The sequence below is a fragment of the Photorhabdus heterorhabditis genome (genome assembly GCF_001280945.1).
GTDB lineage: Bacteria > Pseudomonadota > Gammaproteobacteria > Enterobacterales > Enterobacteriaceae > Photorhabdus > Photorhabdus heterorhabditis.
Genome location: NZ_LJCS01000060.1, coordinates 12,965 through 27,833, shown reverse-complemented (window position 1 = coordinate 27,833; position 14,869 = coordinate 12,965). Strand labels below are relative to the sequence as shown.

Below are 14,869 nucleotides of genomic sequence, written 5' to 3'. Positions count from 1 at the left end.
CCCGTTATCTTTCAAGTTGCCTCTTTGTTGGCTGCACTCACTCACCCCGGTCACATAGTTATCTATGCTCCCGGGGATTCGCTCCCTTGCCGTCGCGACTCATCTTGAAATCCATAGGGTATGGATTTTATTTATAATAATCATGATGCTTATTATGTAAATCTACCATGAATAATTTATTGAAATAAGGTTAATTAGGAAGTAAATAAGTGCTTGTTATTAATGATTAAATGGGAGATTGTCTTTCTATTTAATTATATGGTTTTTGAAAATAATGTTTTATTTTAATGGTGCTATCCTGTTTATAAAGTGATGGGTTTTTTATGTTTATTATTATTTTATTGCGTTAAACTATATAATAAATATTGCCAAAATTGAGATTTATTTATTAACGCTGGTTTTACTCAGCGTTAATAATTCGTATATTCAATTAATTTGTAAGATTATTCTGGATAAAAATCTTGGGATAAAATCTGATCCATATTCCAGAGACAGGATGCAGGGAAAACATCCAATCCAGTTTCATCAGCAGCGCTTGCAACTGCATCAGGCCATGCATCGTCCAACCACTCTTTATCGGCCAAACATCCCTTAAGGCTTGGGGTTTTATCAATGCGTCGTAACAAAGATTTTCGTTGCTCTTTGATGGTTCTTTGCCAGCTGGAGCCGCGACGACCTGGTTGAAATTACCACTTTAGAAGGGGAGCCAGTAGAACTGCCAGCCTGCTTGCCAATTCGCGCTTTTCACTTTTGCCCACGTCTTCTATTTTCATGGTGAGTTAATTTATTGTTGTTTTAAATTTAATCCTTTTTCTGTCAGACGATAGCGCTGTAATGGACTGCTCGGTTTTTCTGGATGGCTCATTTCAATTAATCCTGCTTCCAGTGCAGGTTGCAGATAGCGCAAACGGAATGAGCTGCGATCTTTTAATCCAAGTGCTGATTGCAGTTGTTCACGATTCATCTCTCTTTCCAATATCATGATTAATTGCTTAACTTGATGGGTAACCTGATGGGTAACCTGATGGGTAGCCTGATGGGTGGATGCCTGAATTGCATCACGGATCATGTGCAGCATAAATTCAATGAATGGCGCACAATCAACGAGTTGGCTACTGAGATTAATTGCCTGGTAGTAATGAGTTTGATGTTCGTAAATCAGGCTTTCAACGGGAATAAATTCAAATAATGGGTTCCAGTGGTTTAAAATCAATGTCTGCCATAATCTGCCCATTCTACCGTTTCCATCTGCGAACGGATGAATGAATTCAAATTCATAATGGAAAATACAGCTGGTAATAAGTGGATGAATATCAGTAGAGTCTAACCAGTGAAAAAGGTCGCCCATAAGTTTTGGAACCCGGTTTGCCTGTGGCGCCATATGAATGACTTTTTCTCCGTCCATCACACCAACGCCGCTGTGTCGGTAATTGCCAGCATTATCTAGTAATCCCTTCATCAGAATATAGTGGGCTTCCAGTAAGTTTTGCTCTGATGTGAAATGCCAATGATTGAGCTTTTCATAAACTAAGATAGCATTTCGTGCTTCTTGTATTTCACTGCTGGGGGCAATGACTCGTTTTCCTTCAATGATGGCTGTGATTTGGGTTTCATCAAGTAAGTTACCTTCAATTGCCAGTGAACCGTGAATAGTTCGTATCCGATTGATACGTCTCAATCGCAAGGCTTTTATTTGTTCCTGTTCTGTGCTTAACCGCCCGATATTTTCACTGATTTCAGCAACTAATTGGATCATTTTAGCTGTAATTGAGAAAGGGGGGTGATAGCCTTTTCTAGCTGAATTCATTGGATACCTTGATTGGATTGAGCGGGTTACCGTAAATAGCTTTAACGTTATTATTGGTTCTTAAACAGGCAGATATTATCGCCAGTAAGGGGAGAACGAGCAATAGACTGGCGATTATTGTGTGAGTTGTCTGGTTATTTTCCTGCCAGCACGCTATACATCAGTGGCATACGGGGCATGCCTTCCGGTTGGACCATTCTGCCGCCGCCAATATGACGCATGCCTGCAAATCCCCCCCATCCGTTGGAATAAGGGTATTCATTGAATTGTTCAATGTGTAATCCTGCCTGTATCAACGCGTTTAGGACTTCGTGAATTCCCCAATAAAACTCATAACTATGATGAGGATTTTGGAAATCGGTAATGCCTTCTACAATTTCGTTCAAACAGAGTGTTTCAGCACATTCAGTAACATAATCGTGGATACCGCTTTCTTCAATTATTGCACCTTCTCGGAAATAGTCGTAATGGGGTTGCCATTGTGCATTAAAATAGAGAGCAAAAGGATGAAATTCAACTAGTATAAATTTCCCTTCTGGTGTTAATAATTGTGAGATAAGTTCGGCCCAATGTTTCAGATCAGAAAGCCAAACTAATACACCATAAGAGCAAAAAACTTGGTCAAATTTTAGATTTTTTGTAATAGCTTGCTCCATCCAATCGAAAATATCGGCTCGATGAAATTGTGCTGGAATGCCACTGTCGGCGGACAATTGACGGGCGAAATTAATAGCTTCATCAGAAATATCGACCCCGGTTACATTGGCGCCATATTGGGCTAAACTCAATGTATCCTGACCAGAATTACATTGCAGATGTAAGATGTTGAGACCTTTTATATCACCTAATAATGATAATTCCTCTGGGTAGAGTGTATTACCTCCTTGCTTGAAAAAAGCAGCTTGATCACCTTTATGGCTGTTATGGGCAATAGTGGCAGCATTCCATGATAAACGGTTGGCTTCGTGAAATTCTTTATTCATCTGTTTTTCTACCTTTTACTATTTTCTACCTTTTACTATTTTCTACCTTTTACTAAATTGAGTAATATTGTTTACTACGATTTTTACGATTTTGTTTTAAGTTACAGAGTTGTATTCTTTAGACGAAAGATCAATTGTAGCGGGTAATTTGCTGAATGCCATTATTCAGTTGGGTTATTTTGTGGCAAGATGATAGCGAATAAAATTAATTTTCTACAATTTATACCCTTCATCCTTCAAGTTGCTGCTTTGTTGGCTGCGTTCATTTACCCCAGTCACATCGTTATCTATGCTCTTGGGGATGCGTTCACTTGCCGCCGCGTTGCAATTTGAAATCTATTGGATATATGACTATTCACTTACTATTATCTGTCAGTTAAATGCCGCTTTGAAAAATAATTCAAAGCGGCAAAGAGTATTAAAGGTTGCAGTTATTTTTCTGCTTCGCCGCCTAGTGCTTCAATGGTGCTTTTAATCAGTGCACTTAATTCACCTGTCATTAAAATAAAATCAGCATCAAATCGTTGGGCAAAATCTTCCCGGTCAATGTCATCATTTTGCTCACGCAATGTATCACTGAATTTTATGCGTTTGAAAGCACCATCATCTGACAACATCAACTGAATACGTTCTTCCCAATCAAGAGCCAATTGAGTGACACATTTTCCTGCTTCTATATGGGTGGCAATTTCGTCAGAGATCAAATCTTGTTTTTTACAACGAATTACGCCACCTTCTTCCAAAATGGCTTTTAGTTCGGCTTCATCCATTAAAGCAAAGCCCGTCGGTAAATCGCCGGAACGTACCCATTCTGTTAGTGTTAATTCTATCGGGTCTTTAAATGTCAGAGGAACGACGGGTAAAGAACCAAGACTTTTTCTCAGTAATGCCAGATTATCTTCAGCCCGTTTGGCACTGGCAGCATCAACAATAATCAAATTATTGGCGATATCGATCCAAATATAAGTTTGGCTGAATCGGCTAAACGCCCGTGGTAACAGAGTATGCAATATTTCATCTTTCAGAGAATCTTTCTCTGTTTTTTTAAGTTTGCGATGTTGCTCTCCTTCCAGTTTTTCAATTTTTGCCTGTAGTGCCTGTTTGATAACCGGTGAAGGTAACATCTTTTCTTCTTTGCGGGCACAAATCAGGATTTGATTATTCGCAACATGAGTGAAAGCGTCACTGTTCGACCCCATTGGCGGCACCCAGCCTGTTTTCGCCATATCCTGACTACCGCATGGGGTGAATGCTAACGGACTCAATTGTTTTTCCAGTTCATCCGCAGAAAGTGAAATTTCCCGGTTTAAACGGTAAATCATTAAATTTTTGAACCACAACATGAAGTTACCCCATATTTTTGCTCATTTAATCGGGTGAGCATCTCAAACATAAGGCAGCATGATAGCGAATCACAGAGTTAAGCCCTAGTATCTTGTGTCAATTTATCCTGAATGAGTGTCGGCTTTAGTGTGGGTATGCAGTCGGCTCTTTGTGTAATGGAAATGCGGATACTTTTAATTATAAAAAAACAAGCTTACCTTGTTGGTTTAGATAAACGTTTTTCAGTTTCTCAGTACAATAGCCTGCGTTTTTTCGTTGTAACGGAATATGATGATGCGTGCAGTGACAATCCAGTTTATAAGGTAAAAACAGACTATTTTGGCAACAGAAGCGTGTCTGTACTTCTAAGTTGAAAGTTGTAAGGAAAGTCATCAAGGCTTTCCTGCATTAATCTAAAAAGAGGTGTGAAATGGTTAAGAATGTGTCGAAAGTCTCAACATTAGCCTTATTGGTCGCATTCAATGTAAATGCTGCAACAGTTGATTTGCGGGTAATGGAAACATCTGATGTTCATAGTAATTTGATTGATTTCGATTATTTCAAAGATAAACCCACTGAACAATTTGGTTTGATACGTACAGCGAATTTAATTAAAGCAGCCAAAGCAGAAGCCACCAACACCATTCTGGTCGATAACGGTGACCTGATTCAAGGCAGTCCGCTAGCGGATTACATGGCAGCCAAGGGCATTAAAAAAGGAGAAGTTCATCCGGCGTATCAGTTAATGAATACGATGGGCTATACCGTGGGTAACTTTGGTAACCATGAGTTTAATTTTGGCTTGGATTATTTGAAGAAGGTTATTGCTGGGGCGAAATTCCCGTATATCAATGCCAATATCTTGGATGCTAAAACCGGTAAGCACTATTTTACTCCTTATATTATCGTTGATACACCGGTTAAAGATCGGGATGGTAAAACTCATACCATTAAGATCGGTTATATCGGCTTTGTACCGCCACAGATTTCTATTTGGGATAAGGCCAATCTGGACGGAAAAGTCGTGGTTAACGATATTACTGAAACCGCGAAAAAATTTGTTCCTCAAATGAAAAAAGAGGGCGCAGATTTGATTGTTGCGATTCCTCACTCTGGTTTTTCCAAAGATCCATATAAAGCAATGGCTGAAAACTCGGTTTATTACTTGAGTGAAGTCACTGGCATTGATGCGATTATGTTTGGTCACGCGCATGGTGTGTTTCCAAGTAAAGAATTTGCAGACATTAAAGGTGTTGATATTGCCAGCGGAACTGTTAACGGTATTCCGGCAGTCATGCCAGGTCAGTGGGGGGATCATTTAGGTGTTGTTGATCTGGTTATCAACAATGATGGCGGGTCATGGCAGGTGACGGAAGCAAAAGCTGAAGCCCGTCCGATTTATGACAAAATAAATAAAAAGGCATTGGTTGAACGCGATAGTGAATTAGTCAAAATTATCGATGAAGCCCATCGGGGAACTCAGAGTTTTGTTGGCAAATTTATTGGTAAAGCCTCTGCCAATATGTACAGCTATTTGGCTTTGATCCAAAGCGATCCAACAGTGCAGATCGTGAATGATGCGCAGGCAGATTACACACGGCATTTCATTCAGGGTGATCCTGATTTAGCCGATATTCCTGTTTTGGCCGCAGCGGCTCCATTCAAGGTCGGTGGTCGTAAGAATGCGCCAGCAGACTTTGTTGAAGTTGAAAAAGGCGATCTGACGTTCCGTAACGCAGCGGATCTGTATCTGTACCCAAACACGTTGGTTGTTGTGAAGGCAACCGGTGCAGATGTGATTGAATGGTTGGAATGTTCTGCCGGCATGTATAACCAAATCGATCCAAATTCCACTCAACCCCAGTATCTGTTGAATTGGAGCGGTTTCCGTACTTATAACTTCGATACGATTAGTGGTGTGAATTATAAAATTGACATAACTCAGCCAGCTAAATATGACGTGGATTGTCAGGTCATCAATCAAGGGGCTAACCGTATCAAGGATGTGACTTATCAAGGTAAACCAATCGATCCTAACGCTAATTTCCTGATTGCTACCAATAATTACCGTGCATATGGCGGTAAATTTGCTGGTACAGGCGAAAACAATATTGCATTTGCATCACCAGATGAGAATCGTACTATCCTGGCTTCTTACATTGTCAAAGTGTCTAAAGAAAAAGGGATGGTAGTGACCAAGGCGAATAATAATTGGGTAATCATGCCGATCAAAACTGACAAGAAACTGGATATCCGTTTCGAAACGTCTCCCGGAGAGAAAGCCACGAAATTCATCAAAGAGTTTTCCCAATATCCAGTGAAATATCTGGAAAATGATGAAGTTGGTTTTGCAGTGTATCAAATTGATCTAACTGAAAAAAAATAATTTTAATAACCACCTGCCCTCTGTTTGGGCAGGTTTTTGCTTTTTTACCCACAGCAGGGAAATGATTTCCCGTCAGGAATATGATGCGTTTCTTTAACTTATTGTCGGTAGCATTCGTTTTGTTGGTTGCTGGTTGTGCGACAACCAGAAGTGATTGAACCTTTAGAATCACTTCTGGAGGAAGAGGTTTTTTGTTTACTGCCAGCTCAGGGCAGGGATATAAGGCGCGGTTTTCAGACTAACTGGGTGTTTGCTGTTGCTCAATGTATTGGCGAATGATTGATATTGGCGCACCGCCACAATTGCCCACAAAATAACTCGGTGTCCAAAGAACACCTTTGTAGTAATAGCGCTGTGCAATATCAGGATGATCTCGGCGAAGCAATCGACTTGATACCCCTTTGAGGCTGTTAACCCGATTAGATACCGCCAATTTAGGGGGTAATTAATTAGCCGGTGAACATGATCTTGTCCGCCCTCCATTTCAACCAGTTCAACATCAAAATTGGCACATACACGGGCAAAATAGCCTCTTATTTTGTCAGGCCATTTTGTTAATGATACCTGCTGAGATAGTCCTTGAATGAAAACGATAATATAGGAGTAACGTATTGAGCAAACAGGATTTCATCGTTCCTCTGTTTGCTCATTTGAGTACCTTGTTCTTTTTTTACTCACTGTCTGGTATAGCGAAACTCAGGTGCGAGTTTGCTTATCCCAAGTCCGTTAATTTTTTTCACTTTGATCTGTACAGGGATACGTTCTTTCATGGCTTCGACGTGGCTTATGACGCCGATCGTTTTCCCGGAAGCATTCAGATTATCCAAAGCATCAAGAGCAATATCCAGGGTTTCTGGATCAAGTGTGCCAAAGCCCTCATCCAGAAATAGCGAATCAATACAGGTTTTATTGCTGACTAAATCAGATAAAGCTAAAGCTAGCGCGAGGCTGACCAGAAAACTTTCTCCACCGGAAAGTGTTTTGGTATCACGGATGGCATCGGCTTGCCAGGTATCAACGACTTGTAGTTCAAGTCCGTCACTATTTTTGCGTTGCAAATAGTAGCGTCCGTGGAGTTTGTTCAGTCGTTGATTGGCAAGATGAATTAGGTGATCTAGCGTCAGACCTTGGGCAAAACGGCGGAATTTAGCGCCATCTGCCGAGCCTATCAGGTTATTAAGATAGCTCCAGTCATCATAATTTTGTCGGCAATGGTTGATTTCTTCCAACAAGGATTTTTGTTGTTGACGGCGGGCTGCATCATGACTAATCAGGTTTTTCAATTCCCCTTGTTGTAGTGTGTTTCTTTTCAATTCTCCAATAATATTTTCCAACTGTTCAATGAGTTGTGGTTTTGTATATTGATCAAACAACTTAGGACGATTTTTCAGGTGTTGTTGTAAGGTTTCTGCGGCTTTCTGACATAAGATTTTGGCTTGCACCTGTTCTTGTTCAAGCTGTCCTTTGAGTTGTTGTAATTCCTTACGTTGTTCTGGTGATAACAGTGCTGTTTCAAAGGTACTTTGATCGACAAAGATGCTTTCGGTTAATGCAGAAGTGAAATTTTGTTCTGCCAGCTGTTTTTGGTGCTCAGCTTGGTTACAGTTTTTTTCTGTCTCATCAATTGCACCGGTGAGTTGGTTAATATGAGATTGTGCTTGTTGCAAATGTGATAATGCCTGTTTGCACTCTTCTTCTAGCTTCTGAGAATGTTGCTGTAGTGCTTGAGTTATTTTCGCAACAGATTGTTCACCAAATAGCTCTTGGCGTTGTTGTTGCATCTTTTCGAGTTGCTGTTTTTGTTGTTGCTCTTTTTGATGAAACCCGTTTAAACGGGATGTGTATTCTTCTTTCTGTTTATTCAATGATTCAATCTGACTTTGAACGACAGCTTGTTCTTTTTGGCGCTGTTGCCAGTTTTCCCGGCAGTTTTGATATATCTGCCACTCATTTCTACGTTGTTGTAGCCAGTTCTCAGCATCATTTAGAATTGGCAGTGGTAAATTATATTCTTGTAATTCCGAGTTTATTTTTTCGATAACATCAGTTAGCTTGCGCTGCTGCTGCTGTATCTCTGGTTGCAGTTCAGACAGAGATATTTTCCGGGCATCATATTGTTGTTTATCTAGTCCAACTCTGTGCTCAATTTCTTTAATGTGCTCTTGATGAGCTGTCAGTGTTTTTTCTGTTTTTTGATACTCTTTTTCTGCTAGTTCAAATTCGGTTAATTGAGTTTGGTAAAGCTGATAAGCAGATTGGTTCTGTTGCACAAATGCTTCAAGTGCTGGTTTATCTAACGGAGAAATTTCAGTTTGTAATATTTCACAAGTTTGTTGCCATTGTTGAGTCAATGAATTCAGTTGTAGTTCAGCATCTGCAATTTCTTGCAAAATATGGTTGTATTGTTGTTGTTGAAATTCTTTTTTATTGACCAACGATATTTTGGTTGTTTGCAATTCTTCAGATTGCTGACGTAAATCTTTTAGCCGTTGTTCTGATTTTGGCAATTCAATATTTTGATAAGCTTGAATAGCTGGATGATGTTCAGAGCCGCAAAGAGGGCAAGGGTCGCCTTCCTTAAGTTGTACTCGTTCTTTTTCCAGACTGACAATCTTTTGTTCTAATTGAATACGTTGAGAAAGATCTTCCAGATGTTGCTGTTTTTCTGAAAGTTGTTTATCAGCAACTTCCATTTGTATAGGAAGTTCTTTTAATAATTTTTCTGGTTGTTGTAAGCGAATATTGTTACTGGCAATAGTTGTTTGTAATTGCAGGATCTGAGGGGACAATACCTCCAATTTGTGTTGTAGAGTCAGCTGTTGCTGATATTCAATGAATTGTTTTTTTAATTTTTCCTGTGAATATTGCTTTTGCAGATTAAAGAATTGCTGCTCTGCTTGTTCAAATGCCAGTTTCAGCGGTTGGCTATTTTCAATCTGTTGTTTTAAATCTTTTTGTTGCTTATTCAGACTATCATTGAATTGTGTTAGCTCAGTCGTGAGTTTATCTGTCTTTTGGGTCCGCTGATTAATCTGTTGTTGCTGGTCTTGCCACCAGGAGAATTGGTGTTGCCAAAAAGTAATTTTTTCACCGAAATATTGATGATGAGGTTGCTGCTCAAAATAATTTTCCAATTGTTTTCTTTGGCTGGTTAATGACTGAGCATGTTGGTTTGCCACGTTGTATTGCTGATTAGTATTTTCAAACTCTGCTTTTTGTTCATTGATGTGTTGTTGAGTAAGATTAAGATCTTTAATCTGAATATCAATTTGATGATCCAATGGAATCACTTGCTCTGATATCAGTTTTTCTTGCTGTTGCCGGTATTGTTGATGTGTTCTTTGGGCCGACTCTGAATCAGTTACTTTGTGCTGTATTGGTGTGAGAGTTTGCTGTTGTTGATGAAGTTGCTGATGCATATCTGCCAACTGTTTACTGATTCTCTGGTATTCAGATTGAGTTCGATTCTTGCCCTCCAGTAATGGGCGAAGTATTTCTGCTGGTTCACTGCTAGCCAGTTTTTGTAGTTGTGGTTCTGCGTGGGTAAGTGCTTTTTCTGCTTGTTGTAAAGCCGCATGATTTTCAGTAGCAAATTGCTGGAGTTCTTCTTCACGAATCAGCCATTGTTGCGAATGTTGCAGTGTTTTTATCTGCTGATTCAGCTGTGATTCAGAATGTATGAGTTGTTGCTGTTGTTCCAGATATTGTTGATATTGTTCTTCTGTTAGTAAATCAATGGCAGATGCTTTGGCTTGCAAAATCCCCAGCTCTGATTGTGCTTCTTTGTATTGCTGGTAAATTTGCTGAGATAAAATACTGTAAATTTCAGTACCGGTTAATTCTTCCAATAAATCAGCCCGTTCATTCGCTTTAGCATTGAGGAATGCGGCAAAGTCGCCTTGGGATAACAACATGGATTTGGTGAAACGGCCATAATCCAATCCGGTAATTTCAGTGACTTTCTCTTCCTTATCCTGAACTTTATCAGCCAAGATTTTGCCGTCCTCTTTGCATGCGAGTTCGACTTTGGGCGTTTGCAGGTTGCCGTCGGGTTGATTACGCGCTCGCCGTTGGCTCCAGAAAGCGCGATAGGCGACGCCTTTCACTTCAAATTCAACCTCAGCCAATGATTCTGCTGTGTGGCGGGTCATCAGTTCATTTTGTGAGGTAGAAATCGTCGTCAGGCGTGGTGTTTTGTGATAAAGCGCAAGACAGATAGCATCCAGTAAGGTGGTTTTACCTGCCCCGGTAGGGCCGGTTATTGCGAATAGACCATTACTGGCAAACGGCTCTGCTGTGAAATCAATTTTCCATTCACCTTGTAATGAATTAATGTTTTTTAGCCGTAGACTCAGGATCTTCATGTCTGTTCCTCCTTGTTTTTATTCTGATATACCCTTTATCTTTCAAGCTGCTGCTTTGTTGGCTGCGCTCCCTTGCCGTCGCGATCCATCTTGCAATCTATTGGGTTATAGATGTCATTCAGTGTTTGTTCGAAAAGAGTGGTCAGACGTTTTTTATGTTCTTCGTCGTTAAGTTCTGTTTGCTCAAGCCTCCGGGCAAAAACTTCGTTAACGCTGAGTTCTGTTAGGGTTTCTCTGTTTTCTTTCGTCAACATATTTTGTCGTTGTGTTTTGGCACGTCGTAGCAGAATGACTTCTACCGGAAGTTCTGCAACCATTGATTGAATTCTTTTCTGGATATCATGGAGGTAATCTTGTGTTGCAACTTCGATATCCAACCAAACAGGTTGCTCACCTTTATAATCATTAAGAGTCTGTAACTGTTGCTCAATTTGTTGCAGGTTGCCTCTAATAAGTTGCATAGGCTGATATTGAGGAACGGGTAAAAGTTTAATGGATTCTAGCTTGCCTTGAGTAAATTCCACTAAACAGAGACTTTTCTCCTGTCCCACTTCATCAAAACTGAGTGGAATGGGGGAACCGCTATAACGAATATGTGCAGATTTAGCGACGATTTGTGGCCGGTGAATATGCCCAAGTGCAATATAGTCTGCCGGCGGGAAAGCGTGCGCTGGGAAGGCATCAAGTGTACCAATATAAATATCCCGGACTGAATCGGTGACAGAGGCGCCAATAGTGGTCAGATGCCCGGTAGCAATGATAGGTAAAGGGATATTTAGTTGATCACGTAATTCACAGGCTTGTCGGTACAGTTGATGATAGTGCTCTGCAATAGCTTCCTGTAATGCCAGCTGTTTTTGTTCGCCTGACTGGCCCGCTTGACTGGTCATAATATCCCTTGGTCGTAGAAAAGGGATTGCACAGAGGATTGCACCGGCATTGCCGTCCTGAGTGTTGAGTATTTTTATCTGTTTTTGTGGATCTTCTTCAGCATTTGCAATAACGGTGGTATTCAGGCAGGAAAGTAGTTCCTTTGATTCATTCAGCGTTGCTACTGAGTCATGATTGCCTCCAAGGATAATTAACTGACAGCCAGTAGGTTGCAGTTCAACAACAAAGCGATTGTACAATTCACGGGCGTAGCTGGGAGGTGAGCCGGTATCAAACACATCTCCGGCAACAATCAATGCATCGACCTGGTAATTTTTAATCTGTTCAACCAGCCAATGCAGAAAATGTTTATGTTCAGCAGCTCGGCTTTTTGTAAAAAAATATTGGCCAAGATGCCAGTCAGAGGTGTGAATAATGCGCATAATTCCCCGCAATTCGTTAAGGTGAAAGATGATTATAACGATTGTAATCTGGATATCATTCTTAAATCTGATTTCGTGAATATATCTCCGAGTCGCTTCTCATTTCATTATGAAAATGACAATTGTTAAATTAATTATTGCGAAACAGATTGCAGGTGAGGGATAACGGAGGCAGGATTTCATAAATTTGTCATAAAACTGACGCATAATACTTTTTAAAATTAAGTAGCGCTTATACCCAATGGATTTCAAGATGCTTCGCGACGGCAAGGGAGTGAATCCCCGGGAGCATAGATAACTATGTGACCGGGGTGAGTGAGTGCAGCCAACAAAGAGGCAACTTGAAAGATAACGGGTATATCTCAATAGATTAACAGGATTGACCATGACAAGACGTATTCTGGTAGTTGAAGATGAAACTCCAATCCGTGAGATGGTTTGTTTTGTATTGGAAAAAAATGGGTATCAGCCGATAGAAGCGGAGGATTACGATTCAGCGCTGGCATGTTTATCTGAACCCTATCCTGATTTGGTATTGCTGGATTGGATGATCCCGGGTGGTTCTGGTTTGCAGATAATAAAGCAAATGAAACGAGATAATCATGTTCGAGATATTCCCGTGATGATGTTGACGGCCCGGGGTGAAGAGGAAGATCGGGTTCGTGGTCTGGATGTCGGGGCAGACGACTATATAACTAAGCCTTTCTCCCCTAAAGAGTTGGTTGCCAGAGTTAAAGCGGTATTACGGCGTATTTCACCCATGATGATGGAAGATATCATTGAAATGGATGGCCTGATTTTGGATGCAATTTCTCATCGGGTGACTAGCCAGGATCAAGTGCTGGATATGGGGCCGACTGAATTTAAATTACTGTACTTTTTTATGACTCATCCTGAACGGGTCTACAGCCGTGAACAGTTGCTCAATTATGTTTGGGGAGCAAATGTTTATGTCGAAGATCGAACTGTCGATGTGCATATTCGTCGTTTACGTAAAGTATTAGAAATCGGTGGTCATGATAAAATGGTCCAGACTGTTCGTGGTACTGGTTATCGTTTTTCTACCCGTTACTAAGTCCGCGCACCGGAGAATCTAATGTGTTAGAACGTTTATCTTGGAAGAAACTGCTTTCAGAACTGTTTCTTTTCTGTTTACCTGCCTTAATTTTATCGATGTTTATTGGGCACTTAGCTTGGTGTTTGTTTGTTTCGGTATTTTTGGTGCTGATATGGCATGGCTATAACTTACTGAAACTTTCGGATTGGTTATGGTTGGATCGCAGTATGTTGCCACCTTCGGGAAGAGGGGGATGGGAGCCTATTTTCTATGGTATTTACCAGATGCAACAACGAAATCGGAAGCGACGCCGTGAACTGGTTCTTTTGATCAAACGTTTTCGCAGTGGGGCTGAGTCATTGCCAGATGCCATTGTTATGATGACAACTGAGGGTAACATTTTCTGGTGTAACCGCTTAGCACAACATTTACTCGGGTTCCGCTGGCCCGAAGACAATGGGCAGCATATTTTTAATTTACTTCGCTATCCTGATTTTAACCGATATATTCTTTCCCGGGATTTTTCACGACCGTTATCGATCGAATTAAATAATGGCTTCACTGTTGAATTCCGAGTTATGCCTTACTCTAAAGGGCAATTATTAATGCTTGCCAGAGATGTGACACAGAAACGAACATTAGAAAATGCCCGCCGTGATTTTTTTGCAAATGTCAGCCATGAAATGCGTACTCCTCTAACTGTATTGCAGGGGTATTTGGAAGTGATGCAGGATCAGGATGTAAGTGGTTCGCTGAATAAGAAAATGTTGAATACCATGCAGGAGCAAGCCCGGAGGCTGGACAGTTTGGTGAAGCAATTATTGCAGTTGTCTAAAATCGAAGTCGCTCCTCAGATTGATATGAATGAAATAGTTGATGTGCCTTTGATGCTTAAGGTATTGCGTCAGGAAGCGACGGCGCTTGGTAATGGATGTTATAAAATTAATTTCGATATTAGTGAAGAATTGAAAGTTTTTGGTAATGAAGAGCAGCTACGCAGTGCGATGTCGAATCTGGTTTATAATGCTATTAACCATACCCCGGAAGGGACTCAGATTGATATCAATTGGAAAAAGAATTCCCATGGCGCTGAGTTTGCAGTGAAAGACAATGGGCAGGGTATCAGTGCTGAACATTTACCTCGTTTAACTGAACGTTTCTATCGGGTAGATAAGGCCCGTTCCAGGCAAACGGGGGGAAGTGGTCTCGGTCTTGCTATTGTTAAACATGCCTTACATCATCACCATTCTCATCTTGAAGTCCTCAGTGAAATAGGACGAGGAACAACCTTCAGTTTTACTTTACCGATAGGACTGATTGTACCGACTAAAATAACCGGTAAAAGAGATAAGGATAGTTTGATTAAAAGTAATAATTAATCTCCGCAATTAATCATTAGCTTATCAGGTCAAAAAAAACACAAATCATATAGTGTGTATTCAATGATAGCTAACAGCAATCACTGAATTTAAAAAAGAGTGTGGTATATAGTTCTGCATTCTGGTTTATCTATTGCCTTCTAGCACTATAAAAGTTTTACTTGTGGGCAGTTGCTGGCGATTCTGTCTATAATAGTTACTATAATTCTGTATTTAACAGATACCAGTGAATATTATTTTGATAATAAATCGTTAAA

Annotated in this window: 9 protein-coding genes and 2 pseudogenes; 4 read left to right on the top strand and 7 right to left on the bottom strand. The window is 40.5% G+C overall.

Annotated features, from left to right (window positions below; all coding sequences use genetic code 11):
- Nucleotides 1-443: 443 nt before the first annotated feature.
- From AM629_RS17030 to rdgC, 4 genes and pseudogenes are all read right to left on the bottom strand, one after another.
- Nucleotides 444-770 (bottom strand): annotated as a pseudogene (locus AM629_RS17030) (DUF29 domain-containing protein); the annotation flags it as partial.
- A 14-nt stretch (nt 771-784) separates the two neighbouring features.
- Nucleotides 785-1,807, bottom strand: a complete 1,023-nt coding sequence (locus tag AM629_RS17025; protein WP_054480445.1) for a Fic family protein — start codon at nt 1,805-1,807, stop codon at nt 785-787.
- A gap of 134 nt (nt 1,808-1,941) precedes the next feature.
- A complete protein-coding gene (locus tag AM629_RS17020; RefSeq protein ID WP_054480444.1) occupies nt 1,942-2,790 on the bottom strand; it encodes a class I SAM-dependent methyltransferase in 849 nt (282 codons plus the stop codon).
- A gap of 431 nt (nt 2,791-3,221) precedes the next feature.
- A complete protein-coding gene (rdgC, locus tag AM629_RS17015; RefSeq protein WP_054480443.1) occupies nt 3,222-4,133 on the bottom strand; it encodes a recombination-associated protein RdgC in 912 nt (303 codons plus the stop codon).
- 410 nt (nt 4,134-4,543) lie between these two features.
- Between rdgC and AM629_RS17010 the strand changes: the two genes are divergently transcribed.
- Nucleotides 4,544-6,499 carry a bifunctional 2',3'-cyclic-nucleotide 2'-phosphodiesterase/3'-nucleotidase gene (locus tag AM629_RS17010; protein ID WP_054480442.1) on the top strand — a complete coding sequence of 652 codons (1,956 nt, stop codon included), beginning with the start codon at nt 4,544-4,546 and terminating at the stop codon, nt 6,497-6,499.
- Nucleotides 6,500-6,634: 135 nt separating this feature from the next.
- Nucleotides 6,635-6,778, top strand: a complete 144-nt coding sequence (locus AM629_RS24255) for a hypothetical protein (protein ID WP_167338264.1) — start codon at nt 6,635-6,637, stop codon at nt 6,776-6,778.
- Here AM629_RS24255 and tnpA read toward each other — a convergent pair.
- From tnpA to sbcD, 3 genes and pseudogenes are all read right to left on the bottom strand, one after another.
- A pseudogene (gene tnpA / locus AM629_RS22450) lies at nt 6,738-7,093 on the bottom strand (IS200/IS605 family transposase). The gene AM629_RS24255 and the pseudogene tnpA sit on opposite strands and share 41 nt — an antisense overlap.
- Nucleotides 7,094-7,173: 80 nt before the next feature.
- Complete coding sequence (locus tag AM629_RS17005; RefSeq protein WP_054480441.1) at nt 7,174-10,863, bottom strand: AAA family ATPase; 3,690 nt, start codon at nt 10,861-10,863, stop codon at nt 7,174-7,176.
- A 35-nt stretch (nt 10,864-10,898) separates the two neighbouring features.
- Nucleotides 10,899-12,176 carry an exonuclease subunit SbcD gene (sbcD, locus tag AM629_RS17000; RefSeq protein WP_054480440.1) on the bottom strand — a complete coding sequence of 426 codons (1,278 nt, stop codon included), beginning with the start codon at nt 12,174-12,176 and terminating at the stop codon, nt 10,899-10,901.
- Nucleotides 12,177-12,561: 385 nt separating this feature from the next.
- Here sbcD and phoB point away from each other — a divergent pair, with 385 nt between their 5' ends.
- Together phoB and phoR are read left to right on the top strand one after the other, a co-directional pair.
- Entirely contained in the window at nt 12,562-13,251 is a 690-nt protein-coding gene (gene phoB, locus AM629_RS16995; protein ID WP_054480439.1) for a phosphate regulon transcriptional regulator PhoB, read from the top strand.
- A gap of 23 nt (nt 13,252-13,274) precedes the next feature.
- Nucleotides 13,275-14,612 carry a phosphate regulon sensor histidine kinase PhoR gene (gene phoR, locus AM629_RS16990; protein ID WP_054480438.1) on the top strand — a complete coding sequence of 446 codons (1,338 nt, stop codon included), beginning with the start codon at nt 13,275-13,277 and terminating at the stop codon, nt 14,610-14,612.
- The last annotated feature ends 257 nt before the right edge of the window (nt 14,613-14,869 follow it).

Excerpts from the sequence above, each read along its gene's own strand:
- phoB (WP_054480439.1), top strand. The coding sequence starts at position 12,562 with ATGACAAGACGTATTCTGGTAGTTGAAGATGAAACTCCAATCCGTGAG.
- AM629_RS17025 (WP_054480445.1), bottom strand. The coding sequence starts at position 1,807 with ATGAATTCAGCTAGAAAAGGCTATCACCCCCCTTTCTCAATTACAGCT.
- AM629_RS17010 (WP_054480442.1), top strand. The coding sequence starts at position 4,544 with ATGGTTAAGAATGTGTCGAAAGTCTCAACATTAGCCTTATTGGTCGCA.
- AM629_RS17020 (WP_054480444.1), bottom strand. The coding sequence starts at position 2,790 with ATGAATAAAGAATTTCACGAAGCCAACCGTTTATCATGGAATGCTGCC.
- AM629_RS17005 (WP_054480441.1), bottom strand. The coding sequence starts at position 10,863 with ATGAAGATCCTGAGTCTACGGCTAAAAAACATTAATTCATTACAAGGT.
- sbcD (WP_054480440.1), bottom strand. The coding sequence starts at position 12,176 with ATGCGCATTATTCACACCTCTGACTGGCATCTTGGCCAATATTTTTTT.
- rdgC (WP_054480443.1), bottom strand. The coding sequence starts at position 4,133 with ATGTTGTGGTTCAAAAATTTAATGATTTACCGTTTAAACCGGGAAATT.